Here is a 13119-nt window from a genome sequence, read left to right on the forward strand (position 1 = left end):
AAGATCAGGCGCCGATGGCGTGGAACCCGCCGTCGACGTGCACGATCTCACCGGTGGTCGCCGGGAACCAGTCCGACAGCAGCGCCAGGCAGGCCCGGGCGGCCGGCTCCTGATCGGTCAACTGCCAGCCCAGCGGCGCCCGCTCGGTCCAGGCCTGCTCGAAGGCCTCGAAGCCGGGGATCGACTTGGCCGCCATGGTGCGCAGCGGGCCGGCGGAGACCAGGTTGCTGCGGATACCCTTCGGTCCCAGGTGCAGCGCCAGGTAGCGGGACGCGGACTCCAGACCGGCCTTGGCCACCCCCATCCAGTCGTAGACCGGCCAGGCCAGGGTGGCGTCGAAGGTCAGCCCGACGACCGCACCGCCGGTACGCATCAACGGCAGCGCCGCCATCGCGAGCGACTTGTACGAGAAGGTGGAGATGTGCAGCGCGGTGGCCACATCGTCCCAGGGAGCGTCGAGGAACCCGCCACCGAGGCAGCTCTGCGGGGCGAACCCGATCGAGTGCACCACCCCGTCGAGGCCGTCGACGTGACCGCCGACCTTGTCGGCCAGCCCGGCCAGGTGCTCCGGGTTGGTCACGTCGAGCTCGATCACCGGCGCTTCGGCCGGCAGCCGCTTGGCGATCCGCTCCACCAGCGACATTCGGCCGAACCCGGTGAGCACCACGGTGGCGCCGTTCTCCTGGGCGAGCTTCGCCACCGAGAAGGCGATCGACTGGTCGGTGATGACGCCGGTGACGAGCAGCCGCTTACCGGCCAGCAGTGCGGACACAGGTTTCTCCGTTCGGTGTTTCGTAGCCAGGTCGGGTCGGTGCGGGGTGTCGCAGGTCTTCGGCGTCGACGGTCAGTGCCCCATGCCGAGGCCGCCGTCGACGGGAATGACCGCCCCGCAGATGTAACCGGTGGAGTCGCCGGCGAGCCACGTCACCGCGGCGGCCACCTCGTCGGCGGTGGCGAACCGGCCGGCCGGAATGGCCTTGCGGTACTCGGCCTTGCGCTCCTCGGGCAGCGCCGCCGTCATGTCGGTCTCCACGTAGCCGGGGGCGACGACGTTGGCGGTGATGTTGCGTCCGCCGAGTTCGCGGGTGATCGACCGGGCCATGCCGACCAGGCCGGCCTTGCTCGCCGCGTAGTTGACCTGACCGGGCGAGCCGAGCAGGCCGACCACCGACGAGATGAAGATCAGCCGGCCCCAGCGGGCCCGTAGCATCTTCGTCGAAGCGCGCTTGGCGCAGCGGTAGGCGCCGGTCAGGTTGGTGTCCAGTACCGAGGTGAACTGCTCCTCGGACATTCGCAGCAGCAGCGTGTCGTCGGTGACGCCGGCGTTGGCGACCAGCACCTCGACCGGCCCGAGCTCGGCTTCGACCGCGCCGAAGGCCTGGTCGACCGAGTCGGCGTCGGTGACGTCACACCGTACGCCGAGCAGGCCGTCCTGCTCGGCGAAGCCGGACCGGTAGGTGACCGCGACCCGGTCGCCCTGCTTCGCGAACGCCTGCGCGATCGCCAGACCGATACCCCGGTTACCCCCGGTGACCAGTACGGTGCGGGCCACGTTTCCCCCTCGTCTCGGATGATCCGGCTTGGAGACTAGGTGCTACCCCCGGGTAAGCAGTAACCCGGGGGTACTAGCCCCACGGTGTCATGACATCGGCACGATCCGGTCGTAGCCTCGCACGGGTGAGCGGCTCGGTGGTCCCCCAGACAGTTCGAGCCCTGCGACGACTGGTCGTCGGACCGGACTATCCGCCAGCGCCGGCCGCCCGGCCCCACGGCTGGTGGCATGCCGTCGGACGATGGCTGGCGTTCGGGCTGTTCCTCTACATCAGCGCGGCCGCCGCACTCGAGCTGCAGGACGCCAACCACCTGCTCGTGCCGCTCGGACCGATCCTCGGCTTCGCCACGGTCGCACCGGCGGCGCTCGCCTTCCACCGACCGTTGTGGGCCTGGCGGTCGTCGTTCGTGCTGCTGTTCGTCAGCGGTACGTGGTACCCGCACCCGGAGCCGTGGAGTCTGCTGCAGGTTCTGGCGCTGCTTTTCGTGTTCGCGATACTCGCTGGCCGGGCCGACCTACCGGTCTCGGCGGCGGCGGGGGCCGTCACCGGATTGCCGGTCCTGGCGCTCGCGAGCCAGGACGAGAGCCGCTTGCTGCTCATCCTGATCACGGTGGTCGTCGCGGTCGCCGACCAGGTGCGCCGGCGGCGCGCCAGCCAACGCGCGCTAACCAACCAGACCGTCGTCACCCAACAGGAGATCGAGCGGCGGGCGGTGCTGGAGGAACGCGCCCGGATTGCCCGGGAGATGCACGACGTGGTGGCCCACCACATGTCGATGATCGCCGTGCAGGCGGAGACCGCGCCGTACCGGCTGACCGGGATGACCGGGCCGAGTTCACCGCGATCGCCGACGCCGCCCGATCCGCGCTCAGCGACATGCGCCGGCTGCTCGCGGTGCTGCGCAGCGATACCGAGCAGGCGGCGCGCAGCCCGCAGCCTGGGCTTGCCGACATCGCCGGGTTGGTGGCCGCCACCCGGCGGGCCGCGCTGGACGTCGAGCTGGGGTGGGACCCCCGGCTCATGCCGGACGCGGTCGCCGAGCCGGTCGGGCTGGCGGCGTACCGGATCGTGCAGGAGGCGTTGGCCAACTCCGGCCGGCACGCGCCAGGGGCGAGGGTACGGGTGGAACTACGGATGACCCCCGCCCGGCTGGTGGTGCGGGTCGGCAACGGGCCCGCCCAGCTGGCCACGGGTGCGCAACGCTCCGCTGGCGGCCACGGCGTCATCGGCATGCGGGAACGGACCGAGTTGCTGGGCGGCAGCTTCGCGGCCGGCCCGGACGACCGATCCGGGTTCGTGGTCACCGCCTGGTTGCCGTACCGCCCGAACAACACCGCCGCCGCCGCAAACCCCCACGCCGTCGCTGACCGGGACCAGCCGGCCGGGTAGCGTGCGGACGACGATCTGAGGACGACATTGATCAAAGTATTGATTGCCGACGACCAGGCGATGGTCCGACAGGGCTTCGGCGCCATGCTCGGTGCCCAACCGGACCTGCTGGTCGTCGGTGACGCCGCCAACGGCGCGGACGCGGTCAGCGCCGCCCGCCGACTCGACCCCGACGTGGTGTTGATGGACATCCGGATGCCGGTGCTCGACGGAATCGCCGCCACCCGGCAACTGCTCGCCGGACGATCCCGCGACGAACCGCCCCGGGTGCTCATCCTCACCACGTTCGACCTCGACGACTACGTCTACGAGGCGCTGCGGGCCGGGGCCGGCGGGTTCCTACTCAAGGACGCGCCGGCCGCCGACCTGGTCAACGCGGTCCGCGTGGTGGCTGCCGGGGAGGGTCTGCTCTCACCGTCGGTGACCCGGCGGCTGATCGCCGAATTCGCCACCCGGCCCGGGCAGGAACGTCCCCGCCCGGTGTCGCTGACCACGTTGACCGTACGGGAGACCGAGGTGCTGCGGCTGATCGCCCGCGGCCGGTCCAACGGCGAGATCGCCGCCGACCTGATCGTCGCCGAGCAGACGGTCAAGACCCACGTCGGGCGGATTCTCAGCAAACTGGGTCTGCGTGACCGGGCGCAGGCGGTCGTCGTCGCGTACGAGTCGGGGCTGGTCGCCGCCGGCGAATAGCTCCGCGGTACTACGTGGCTTCTGGCTCCACGGCACGACGCGCGCCCATACACCGACACCGCAGGCTGTCGGCATGCGTATCCGCCTGATCGCTCTCGCCACGTTGTGTGGCGCCGCACTGGCCACCGTGCCGGCCGACCACGGCGACCTGCTGCCGGTCACCGCCGGACGGCAGTTCCTGGCCTTCGACACCACCGGGGACGGCACCGCCGTCGAGGTGGTCGGCCACCTGCCGACCGCCCGCCGGATCACGGTGCTGGTACCGGGAACGGACCACACCCTGGCCACCTTCGACCGCGGGCTCGGTGGATTCACCCACCGCGCACCGGCGGTGCAGGCCCGGGTGCTGTACGGGGCGGCGCACCGCCGTGAGCCGCGTACCGCGGTCATCGCCTGGCTCGGCTACGACGCGCCGGAAGGATTCGGGCCGTCGGCGCTGCGGTCGGACCGGGCCCGCGCTGGTGCTGTCGAGCTGGTCCGGTTCCTCGCCGAAGTGTGCCGACAGCAGCCGGACGCCACCGTCGTAGTCGTCGGGCACAGCTACGGCGCACTCGTCACCGGACGGGCGGCGGCGGACCTGGCCGACTGCGTCACCGATCTGGTCGCGCTCGGCGCTCCGGGCATGGGCGCGTCACACGTCGACGAGCTCGCCACCGGCGCCCGGGTGTGGAGCGCCACCGCCGACGGTGACTGGATCAGTTGGGTGCCGCAGGTACGGCTGGCCGGATTCGGCCACGGAACGTCCCCGGCGGACCCGTCCTTCGGTGCCCGGCCGCTGCCGGCCGAGAGGGTCGACGGCCACGATGGCTATCTACGGCCCGGCAGCGACACGCTCAAGGCCCTCGCAGACCTGGTCACCGCCGACCCGGACCGGTCCGGCACGCAGGCCATATCGGTGGCCCGGTGAACGGGGCGCAGACGGTGGTGGCGACCAGGACACAGCGTGACCCGGTCATCGATCTGATCCGGGCGTTCGCCATCGTCGGAGTCGTCGGCGGACACTGGTGGGTAACCGCGCTACTGCTGGACGACGACGGCGTACTGGTCGCGGCCAGCCCGCTGGTCGACCTGGCCTGGCTGAGTCCGCTGACCTGGCTGGCGCAGACTCTCGGCCTGCTGTTCTTCGCGGCCGGGTTCGCCGCCGCGCGGACCACCCAGCGAACCGGCTCCGGCGGGACCGGCGGCTTCTGGCGTGGCTGGCCCCGGGCGCTCGGCGGCCCGCTGTCGGGGCTGGCCGGCTGCCTGGCGCTGGCGCTGCTCGTCGGCTATCTCGTCGGCGCGCCCACCGGCACCCTGCTGACCGTCGCGAAGCTCACGATCAGTCCCTTGTGGTTCCTGGTCGTGCTGCTGATCCTGCGGGCGGTCGGCGGGCCACTGCGCCGCGCCATCCGGCAGAGCCCGGAGCAGGCGTTCGTGATCGTCACGCCGGTGATCATGGCGGCGGTCACCACGGTCACCGCCACCGACGCCGGGCACCTGCCGTCGGCGCTCGCCGTACTCGCTGCCTGGTTGTTGCCCTTCCTCGCCGGCATGGTGATGGCCGAGTACGGTCCTCCGCCGGCCCGGTGGGCGTTGGGGATGACCGTCGGCGGCGTGGCGCTGCTGCTCGCCCTGACCGTCGTCGGCGGGTACCCGGCCAGTGCGGTGGGCGTACCGGGGCAGATCACGTCGAACCTGGACCCGCCGTCGCTGGCGACCCTGGCGTCGGTGGCGGCGCAGATCGGTGCCGCCGCGCTGATTATCAGGTGGCTGCGTGGTCGGATCGACACCACCGCCCGATGGTGGGCACCGATCGCCGGGATCAACCGGCACGCGCTGGGCATCTACCTGTGGCACCAGCCGGTGCTGGTCGGGTTGACGTTCATCGCGCTGTGGATCGCCGGCGGCACCGCCGTCGCCGGGGTGCACACCCGGCCCGACGATGCCGGATGGCTGGCCGACCGGGCCGTCTACCTGCCGCTTCTCGCCATCGGTCTCGCAGCGATGCTGCGGATTGTGCCGACCCGGCCGCCCGGGTGTACGCTCTGGCCCGGTTCAACGGCCGGACGACCTACGGAGGTGATCGCTGTGCGAGATAGCGATCCTCCCAGTCGCCGCCGGGCCGCCGGCCCACCACACTGATCCGGTGTGGCTCCGGTGCGCCCGCGCGACTCACCCGTGTCGCCCGTCAGCCCGCCTGCCGGTCGCCCCGCCAGGGGTGCCCACCCGTCGCCGGAGCCAGTCCCATGAACCGTTACGTCGCGCCGCTAGGATTCACCCTCGCCGCAGTCTGGATCGCCGTCATCTTCGTACTGGCCAGCGGCGCCCGGTGAGACGCGGTGCCGCTGGTCGTTCGGTCACGGCAAGCGTGAGGTCCACAGCAGACTCAGCACGGCGGCACCCAGCGCCAGCAGCAACGCCAGGGCTGCGTACCACTGGGTTATCTCCCGCGGCACGGTCCGCTGACCGATCGACGATCCCATGTCCTCGTACACCTGGTTGAGCTCGCCCACCGACGCCGCCTCGTAGAAGTAGCCGTTGGTCGCCTCGGCCAGCTCGGCCAGCGCGAACCGGTCCACCGGCACCCGCTGCACCTGGTTGCCGATCTGCACCTGGCCGTCGTCGGTGCCGAATGCGATCGTCGACACCGGTACGTTGGCCGCCGACGCCGACGCAGCGGCCTCCTCGACCGACCGGCCCGAGGTGCGGTAGCCGTCCGACAGCAGCACGATCCGGGCCGGCGGCGGACCCTGCGCGCCGTCGGTCGGCACCAGCCGGATCGCCTCCAACGAGGTGAACACCGCCTCGCCGGTGGCGGTGGCCTCGGCCAGCACCAGACCGTCGATCGCCTGGGACACCGCAGCCCGGTCCTTGGTCGGCGAGACCAGCACGTTCGCCGACTTGGCAAACGCGACCAGCCCGATGTTGTAGCCCTCCGGCAGCTCAGCGACGAACTCCTTCGCCGCCTGCTGGGCCGCCTCTATCCGGCTGGGAGTCACATCGTCGGCCTCCATCGACAGCGACACGTCGATGGCGAGCATGACGGTGGCCCGCTCCAGCGACTCCTCGGTGTCGATCGACGGCCGGGCCAGCGCCGACGCCAGCACCAGCAGGCTGAGCAGGAACGCCCCGGCGGCCAGGTGACGGCGCCAGCCCAGACCACGCGGAGCCAGCGTACGCAGCAGGTCCACGTTGGTGAACCGGACCGCGTACGCCTTGCGGCGGAACTGACGCCACACGTACATCCCGGCGATCGCCAGAACCGGCAGCAGGGCGAGCAGCCACCAGGGCTGCAGGAAACGGATCATCGAGCTTCGCTTTCCGGGCGCGGGGTGGGGGCCGGGCGGGCGATGCCACGGGTACGGGCGTGCCGCTGCCCGGCGACGAACCGGACGATGTCCAGCAGCCAGTCCGAGTCGGTCCGCAGCCGCAGGTGGGCCGCGCCGGCACCGCGCAGAGTCTGCGCGATCGCCGCCCGCTGGGCCCCGGCCGCCTCGGCGTACCGCCGGCGCAGCCGGGGATCTGCGGTCTGCACCTCGTGCAGCGTGCCGGTCTCCGGGTCGGCCAGGGTCAGCACGCCGGCGTCGGGCAGCTCCAGCTCACGCGGATCGACCACCTCGACGGCGAGGACGTCGTGCCGGACGGCGAGTTTGCGGACCGGCCGGCCCCACTGCTGCGGCGGGGCCAGGAAATCGGAGATCACCACGGCGACACCGCGGCGACGCGGCGGCCGGTTCAGCATGTCGATCAGGGCACCGAGGTCGCTGCGGCCGGGTCGGGACTGGGTGCCGGCGATCGCCCGCAGCAGCCCGTGCGCCTCCTTACGGCCGGTCCGCGCCGGCAGCCGGGTGAGGACGCCGCCGAGCGCCGGATCACCGGTGCCGATCACCGCGCCGACCCGGTTGCCGCCCCGCGCGGTCAGGTGCACCATCGCCGCCGCCGCCGAGACGGCCAGGTCCCGTTTGAGGCACCGGGCGGTGCCGAAGTCCAGGCTGGCCGACAGGTCCACCGCCACCCAGGCTTCCAGCTCCCGGTCGGCGACGGTACGCCGAACGTGCGGCACGGTGGTCCGGGCCGTCACCGGCCAGTCCATCCGGCGTACGTCGTCACCGGGCCGGTACTCGGTCGACTCACCGGCCTCGCTGCCCGGACCGGGCAGCAGCCCCACGTAGTCGCCCTGCAGCAGGCCGTCGAGCTTGCGGGTGACGGTCAGGTAGAGCCGGGACAGCACCGCCTCCGCCCGGCCCGAGCTCGGCACCGCAGCGGTCACTGCGACTGCCCGGGCCAGCCGGCGCCACCGGGCGGGCCGGGCACCGCGGCGGCCGGCGCGGCATGTCCCATCGGTCCCACCGGCTGCGGCGTCGCGTTCTGCCGGGGAGCGACCGACGGCAGCGGCACCATCTGCATGATCCGCCCGACGACGTGGTCGGCGGGCACGTCGTCGGCGAGCGCGTCGTAGCTGAGCACCAGCCGGTGACGCAGGATGTCCGGGGCGATGTCCTGCACGTCCTGCGGCAACGCGTAGTCGCGCCCGCGCAGCAGCGCCAATGCCCGGCTGGCCCGTACGATGCCCAGCGAGGCACGCGGGCTGGCTCCGTACTGGATCAGCTGCGCGACGTCCGGCATGCCGTGCTCGGCCGGCGCCCGGGTGGCCAGCACCAGGCGTACGGTGTAGTCGACCAGGGCGTTGTGCACGAACACCTTGTCCGCCTTGCGCTGCAGGTCGACCAGGTCGGTGGGCTTGAAGACGACGCTCGGCTGCGGCGCCTCCACCCCCATCCGGTAGACGATCTCCCGCTCCTCCGCGTCGGTCGGATAGCCCACCACGATCTTCATCAGGAACCGGTCGCGCTGGGCCTCCGGCAGCGGGTAGACGCCCTCCTGCTCAATCGGGTTCTGGGTGGCCATCACCAGAAACGGATCCGGTACCGGGTGCGTCTGCCCGCCCAGCGACACCTGCCGCTCGCTCATCACCTCGAGCAGCGCCGACTGCACCTTTGCCGGCGCGCGGTTGATCTCGTCGGCGAGCAGGAAGTTGACGAACACCGGCCCGAGCTCGATGTCGAACTTCTCGCTGGACTGCCGGTAGATCCGGGTGCCGACCAGGTCGGCGGGGACCAGGTCGGGGGTGAACTGGATCCGGGCGAACGAACCACCGACGACGGTGGCCAGGGTCTCCACGGCGAGCGTCTTCGCCACCCCCGGGACGCCTTCGAGTAGGCAGTGACCTCGGGCGAGCAGCGCGACGAACATTCGCTCAACCATCCGGTCCTGACCGACGATGACCCGTTTGACCTCGAACATCGCCCGCTCGAGCAGGGTCGCGTCGATGGCCGGTGTCGCCTCGGGGGGCGACGGCGGCGCAGCGGTCGGTGTCGACGATTCGGGCGTGGTCGGCTGGGCCACCGGTCCTCCACAGCGTGCTCTGGCGTCGTCAGGGTTCTGGCGTCGTCGGGTCGAAAAGGTCGTGCCGCACTAAGCGTCGCACGCCGGTCCGAACCGGCGGGCAGGGGCTGAGAAAGCACCGCCCGGTGGGTAGACACGAGGGGGATCGGCGTGTGTACGATTCAGCCGTCGCCGGGCGGCTTCCCCCGTGGCCGCCCGGCGCTCACTCCTTCAGGTGCGTGCCGCCCCTGTCCTGGTGCCTTCCCGGCCTGCTCCCAGCCTCGTCTGGCGCCTTCCTGCCTAGCGCCGCCTCGCCTGGTACCGACCTAGACTCGTACCGTGGCCGCACCCCCCGATTCCGCCGACACCGCACCGGGCGAGCAGTTGACCTGCTCCGCCAAGGGCTGCCGTGCCCCGGCGATCTGGGCGCTCAACTGGAACAATCCCCGGCTGCACCAGCCCGAACGCCGCAAAACCTGGCTGGCCTGCGCCGACCACCGGGACCGGCTCGGCGACTTCCTGCACGTACGCGGATTTCTCCGCGACGTGGCACCGCTTGGCTGATCGCCTACGCTCGTAAGGGTGACCGAACAGTCCGCCGCACCCGCAGCCCCGATCAGCCCGTTGGAGCCCTGGCCGGAGACGGTGCAGTGGCAGCCTGTCTCCCGTGACCTGGTCTGGGTGGAGCTGATCCGGCTCGCCATCGGGATGAGTTTCCTGCTCGTCGGGCTCGGCATCGGCTGGGCGATCACCGGCTTCTGGTTCGTCGGCGTCGGCTTCGCCGCCGCCGTGCTGCTCACCGTGCTGCGGGTGGTGGCGACGGTACGGGCCGTCTACGCCTGGGGGTACGCCGAACGCGACGACGACCTGCTGGTGCGGCACGGGCTGCTGGTCCGCCGGATGTCGATCGTCCCGTACGCCCGGATGCAGTTCGTCGACGTCTCCGCCGGCCCGCTGGAGCGGGCCTTCGACCTGGCGACCGTGCAGTTGCATACGGCCGCGGCAGCCAGCGACGCCCGGGTGCCCGGGCTGCGGCCCGCCGAGGCGTCCCGGCTACGGGACCGGCTCACCGCGCTCGGCGAGATCCGGGCGGAGGGTCTGTGAGCCAGCCGCACGAACCGGTCCTGCCGCCGCACCCGCTGCCCGGCCAGGCCTACCCGCTGCCCGGCCAGCCGTACCCGCCGTACCCGCCGCCCGGCCCGGTCGAGGAGCCCCGCCAGCGGCTGCATCCGCTGAGCCCGATCCTCAAGGGCAGCAGGGCGCTCGTGGTGATCATCGCCGGCCTGTCCTGGCAGACGCTCGGCCGGGTCGGTTTCGGCCGCTTCGCGCTGCTGGTCGTGCTGTGCCTGCTCGGCTACCTGGCGGTGGCGGTGATCAGCTGGTACAACACCGGCTACCACGTGGTCGGCCGTGAGCTGCGAATTCACGAAGGTCTGCTGTGGCGGCGGACCCGTGCCATCCCGCTGGAGCGGCTGCAGGCCGTCGAAGTGGTCCGGCCACTGCTCGCCCAGCTGACCGGTCTGGCCGAGCTGCGGCTCGAAGTGGTCGGCGGCGGCCAGACCGAGGCGCCGCTGGCGTACCTGACCGTCGCCGACGCCGCCGCGCTGCGGGCCCGGCTGCTGGCGCTCGCCGGCCGCGCCGGCCGCGCCGGCCGCGCCGGGCCGGCACCGGACGCGACAGCCCCCGGCGGGACGGCACCGCCGCCGGACGGCGCCCCGGCCGGCCTGCCCGACCCATCGGCGCCGCCACCCGGCCGGCTGCTGCACACCGTGGTCAACCGGGACCTGCTGATCAGCCAGCTGCTCACCCCGCAGACCATGTTCCTGCCGTTCGGTGTCGCGTTCGTGATCGCCCAGTTCGCGATGGACGCCACCTGGTCGTTCGTGGCGGTCGCCAGCACCCTGACCGCCACCGCCGGGGTGATCCTGCAGCCGATCCGGCGGGTGCTCAGCGACTGGAACTTCCGGCTGGCCCGCGACGAGGTGGGTCTGCGGGTCCGGCACGGGCTGACCGAGACCCGGTCGCAGACCGTACCGCTGCACCGGATTCAGGCGATCGGGGCGACCTGGCCACTGCTGTGGCGGGGAAAGAAGTGGCTGCGGATGCGGCTGCACGTCGCCGGCTACGCCGCACCGGACGGGCAGGGCGGCGGCACCCAGTCCGACCAGTTGCTGCCGGTCGGCGTACTGTCCACCGCCAACCACATCCTCGCCGACGTGCTGCCCGGCATCGCGCTCGACGCGCTGCCGATGACGCCGCCGCCGCGCCGTGCCCGCTGGCTCAACCCGCTGGTGCAGCCGAAGCTCGGTGCCGGGCTTGCCGACGACGTGTTCAACGTCCGCGGCGGGCTGCTGACCCGGCAGATGCTGGTCGTGCCGTACGCGCGGATGCAGAGCATACGGGTGGTGCGCGGGCCGTTGCAGCGGCTGCTCGGGTTGGCCACCGTGTACGCCGACACCGCCGGTGGGCCGAGCGCCGCCGCCAAGGACCGGGACGTGGCCGAGGCATGGTGGCTGGCGGCGGAGCTGAGCGACCGGGCCCGCGCCGCCCGTAGCACGCCGGCTGAGCCTCGGCCGTCGGCTGAGCCAGCCGCACCGGTCGAGCCACCGCCGTCGATCTAGAAGAATTGTGGTCGATATACCGGCCAAATCCTTCTAGATCAGCTGCCGGACGAGTGCGGGCAGCACCGTACCGATGGGTTCGCGCAGCACCGCGTCGGCGATCGGGTCGTACGGCGTCGCCGCCGCGTTGACGATCACCACCCGGGTGCCGGCTTCGGCAGCGATCTCCACCAGCCCGGCGGCCGGCTGCACGGTCAGCGACGTCCCGACGGCGAGCAGCAGGTCGCAGCGTTCGGCGGCACGCACCGCCCGGCGCAGGGTAGGCCCGTGCAGCGACTGGCCGAACGAGATCGTCGCCGCCTTCAGGATGCCGCCGCACAAGCGGCAGTCCGGGTCGTCCTCACCGGCGGCCACCCGGGCCAGCGCCTCGTCCATGCCGGTCCGGTCGTCGCAGCTCAGGCACTCGACCTCGGACATGGTGCCGTGGATCTCGATCACCTTGTCCGGGCTGTTGCCGGCGCGTTGGTGCAGGCCGTCGATGTTCTGGGTGACGATCGCGGCGAGCCGGCCGGACCGCTCCAACTCCACCAGGCTCGCGTGGCCGCCGTTCGGCTGTGCAGACCAGGCCGGATGGTCCCGGCGGCCGATCCAGGACCGCCGCCGCACCGCCGGGTCGGCGACGTACGCGTCGAGGGTGAACAGCTTGGCCGCCTCCGGGTCCCGGGTCCAGACGCCGTTGGGGCCCCGGAAGTCGGGTATCCCGGAGTCGGTGGAGATGCCGGCTCCGGTCAGCACCAGGATGTCCCGGGCTGCGGCCAGCCACTGCACCACCTCGTCGGCAGGTGTCGCGCTCGATCGGTCGGACATGTCCCCGACGGTAACCGCCGTTCGCGGCGTCGGCCGCCGCGATCCCTGCGGGCGAGGGCGAGCCGCGTCCACCGCAGGTGCCGATCGCCGGGTCACCCGTCACCGTCGTCGTCCGGCTCGCCGGCCGGCATCAGCCCGGACAGGTGCAGCACAGCCCGGATGCGCCGGGCGGAGCTCGCGTCCCACCGGTTCAGAATGGCGAGTGCCTGCAGGAACGGTCGACACGGTGCCGGGATGCCGCCGCACCGGTGACACTCCCCGGTGGTGCGGTTCGGGATGTGGGTCCGGGCGGTGGAGTTCGCATCATGGACGACTCGGGCCAGCCCCGGTGACCAGGTAGGGTCGCCGCCTCGCGCCGGGTCGTCCAGGACGCCAGCGGGAGTTGGCGCGACGCCGCGTCCCCCGGCGAGCTGGAAACGGTCGTCCTGGTCCGGATCTGTCTCCCCCGGGTTGCGCTTCGGCAGCGGCGGCCGGTTCGGTGTCGGATCGACGTTCCGCGGCACGCCGATCGAGGTGTAGCGGGCCAGCCTCGGCGTCCCACCGATCCCGTCGTTTCTGATCATCATTACCCCCTCGGATTGATTACGAACAGCGTGTATCTTTTTGCTGAGTTCCACCCTGGATCGCTGACGATGCTCAATGAAAAAAGGCGTTAGACACAGGGAATGTACGTGCTGTCCAGGCCAGCAAGA

At 72.0% G+C, this 13119-nt stretch carries 14 protein-coding genes and 1 pseudogene; 8 read left to right on the forward strand and 7 right to left on the reverse strand.

Translation table 11 applies throughout. The features are described from left to right. Positions 1–4: 4 nt before the first annotated feature. The gene (fabI, locus tag ACFHWS_RS14525; RefSeq protein WP_416554931.1) at positions 5–772 is read right to left on the reverse strand and encodes an enoyl-ACP reductase FabI; all 768 of its coding nucleotides are present in this window, start codon (positions 770–772) and stop codon (positions 5–7) included. Positions 773–844: 72 nt separating this feature from the next. Next, a complete protein-coding gene (gene fabG / locus ACFHWS_RS14530) occupies positions 845–1552 on the reverse strand; it encodes a 3-oxoacyl-ACP reductase FabG (RefSeq protein WP_416568354.1) in 708 nt (235 codons plus the stop codon). 89 nt (positions 1553–1641) lie between these two features. Here fabG and ACFHWS_RS14535 point away from each other — a divergent pair. The 5 genes and pseudogenes from ACFHWS_RS14535 to ACFHWS_RS14555 all read left to right on the forward strand — a co-directional run. After that, a pseudogene (locus tag ACFHWS_RS14535) lies at positions 1642–2358 on the forward strand (histidine kinase); the annotation flags it as partial. A 71-nt stretch (positions 2359–2429) separates the two neighbouring features. Then, entirely contained in the window at positions 2430–2942 is a 513-nt protein-coding gene (locus ACFHWS_RS14540; protein WP_416555029.1) for a sensor histidine kinase, read from the forward strand. A gap of 27 nt (positions 2943–2969) precedes the next feature. Continuing rightward, on the forward strand, positions 2970–3635 hold the full coding sequence (locus ACFHWS_RS14545; RefSeq protein ID WP_416554927.1) for a response regulator: 666 nt from the start codon (positions 2970–2972) through the stop codon (positions 3633–3635). A 73-nt stretch (positions 3636–3708) separates the two neighbouring features. Next, complete coding sequence (locus tag ACFHWS_RS14550; RefSeq protein ID WP_416568355.1) at positions 3709–4542, forward strand: alpha/beta hydrolase; 834 nt, start codon at positions 3709–3711, stop codon at positions 4540–4542. After that, a complete protein-coding gene (locus ACFHWS_RS14555) occupies positions 4539–5756 on the forward strand; it encodes an acyltransferase family protein (protein ID WP_416554923.1) in 1218 nt (405 codons plus the stop codon). The genes ACFHWS_RS14550 and ACFHWS_RS14555 overlap by 4 nt, the downstream gene beginning before the upstream one ends. Before the next feature lie 215 nt (positions 5757–5971). Here the strand turns inward: ACFHWS_RS14555 and ACFHWS_RS14560 are convergent, their stop codons facing one another. Genes ACFHWS_RS14560 through ACFHWS_RS14570 form a run of 3 tightly spaced genes read right to left on the reverse strand, consistent with a single transcriptional unit; the run spans position 5972 to position 9020 of the window. Further along, positions 5972–6922, reverse strand: coding sequence for a VWA domain-containing protein (locus ACFHWS_RS14560; RefSeq protein WP_416554921.1), 951 nt, complete (start codon positions 6920–6922; stop codon positions 5972–5974). Beyond that, on the reverse strand, positions 6919–7902 hold the full coding sequence (locus ACFHWS_RS14565) for a DUF58 domain-containing protein (protein WP_416555017.1): 984 nt from the start codon (positions 7900–7902) through the stop codon (positions 6919–6921). Before ACFHWS_RS14565 ends, ACFHWS_RS14560 begins: the two co-directional genes overlap by 4 nt. Then, on the reverse strand, positions 7881–9020 hold the full coding sequence (locus ACFHWS_RS14570; RefSeq protein ID WP_416554919.1) for an AAA family ATPase: 1140 nt from the start codon (positions 9018–9020) through the stop codon (positions 7881–7883). The genes ACFHWS_RS14565 and ACFHWS_RS14570 overlap by 22 nt, the downstream gene beginning before the upstream one ends. 318 nt (positions 9021–9338) lie before the next feature. On the opposite strand from ACFHWS_RS14570, the gene ACFHWS_RS14575 reads away from it, so the two are divergent. Genes ACFHWS_RS14575 through ACFHWS_RS14585 form a run of 3 tightly spaced genes read left to right on the forward strand, consistent with a single transcriptional unit; the run spans position 9339 to position 11620 of the window. Next, complete coding sequence (locus ACFHWS_RS14575; RefSeq protein ID WP_416554917.1) at positions 9339–9563, forward strand: hypothetical protein; 225 nt, start codon at positions 9339–9341, stop codon at positions 9561–9563. Between the two features lie 18 nt (positions 9564–9581). Continuing rightward, positions 9582–10103, forward strand: a complete 522-nt coding sequence (locus tag ACFHWS_RS14580; RefSeq protein ID WP_416568356.1) for a PH domain-containing protein — start codon at positions 9582–9584, stop codon at positions 10101–10103. Between the two features lie 35 nt (positions 10104–10138). Next, complete coding sequence (locus tag ACFHWS_RS14585; protein WP_416555015.1) at positions 10139–11620, forward strand: PH domain-containing protein; 1482 nt, start codon at positions 10139–10141, stop codon at positions 11618–11620. 33 nt (positions 11621–11653) lie between these two features. Here the strand turns inward: ACFHWS_RS14585 and ACFHWS_RS14590 are convergent, their stop codons facing one another. Together ACFHWS_RS14590 and ACFHWS_RS14595 are read right to left on the reverse strand one after the other, a co-directional pair. Continuing rightward, positions 11654–12427: an SIR2 family NAD-dependent protein deacylase gene (locus ACFHWS_RS14590; RefSeq protein WP_416554913.1), complete on the reverse strand. Its 774-nt coding sequence runs from the start codon at positions 12425–12427 to the stop codon at positions 11654–11656. Positions 12428–12519: 92 nt separating this feature from the next. Next, the gene (locus ACFHWS_RS14595; protein ID WP_416568357.1) at positions 12520–12993 is read right to left on the reverse strand and encodes a hypothetical protein; all 474 of its coding nucleotides are present in this window, start codon (positions 12991–12993) and stop codon (positions 12520–12522) included. Positions 12994–13119 lie beyond the last annotated feature (126 nt).

This window comes from Micromonospora sp. LOL_013, assembly GCF_048060315.1.
Taxonomy (GTDB): Bacteria; Actinomycetota; Actinomycetes; order Mycobacteriales; family Micromonosporaceae; genus Micromonospora_E.

Excerpts from the sequence above, each read along its gene's own strand:
- ACFHWS_RS14540 (WP_416555029.1), top strand. The coding sequence starts at position 2,430 with ATGCGCCGGCTGCTCGCGGTGCTGCGCAGCGATACCGAGCAGGCGGCG.
- ACFHWS_RS14550 (WP_416568355.1), top strand. The coding sequence starts at position 3,709 with ATGCGTATCCGCCTGATCGCTCTCGCCACGTTGTGTGGCGCCGCACTG.
- ACFHWS_RS14560 (WP_416554921.1), bottom strand. The coding sequence starts at position 6,922 with ATGATCCGTTTCCTGCAGCCCTGGTGGCTGCTCGCCCTGCTGCCGGTT.
- ACFHWS_RS14590 (WP_416554913.1), bottom strand. The coding sequence starts at position 12,427 with ATGTCCGACCGATCGAGCGCGACACCTGCCGACGAGGTGGTGCAGTGG.
- ACFHWS_RS14595 (WP_416568357.1), bottom strand. The coding sequence starts at position 12,993 with ATGATGATCAGAAACGACGGGATCGGTGGGACGCCGAGGCTGGCCCGC.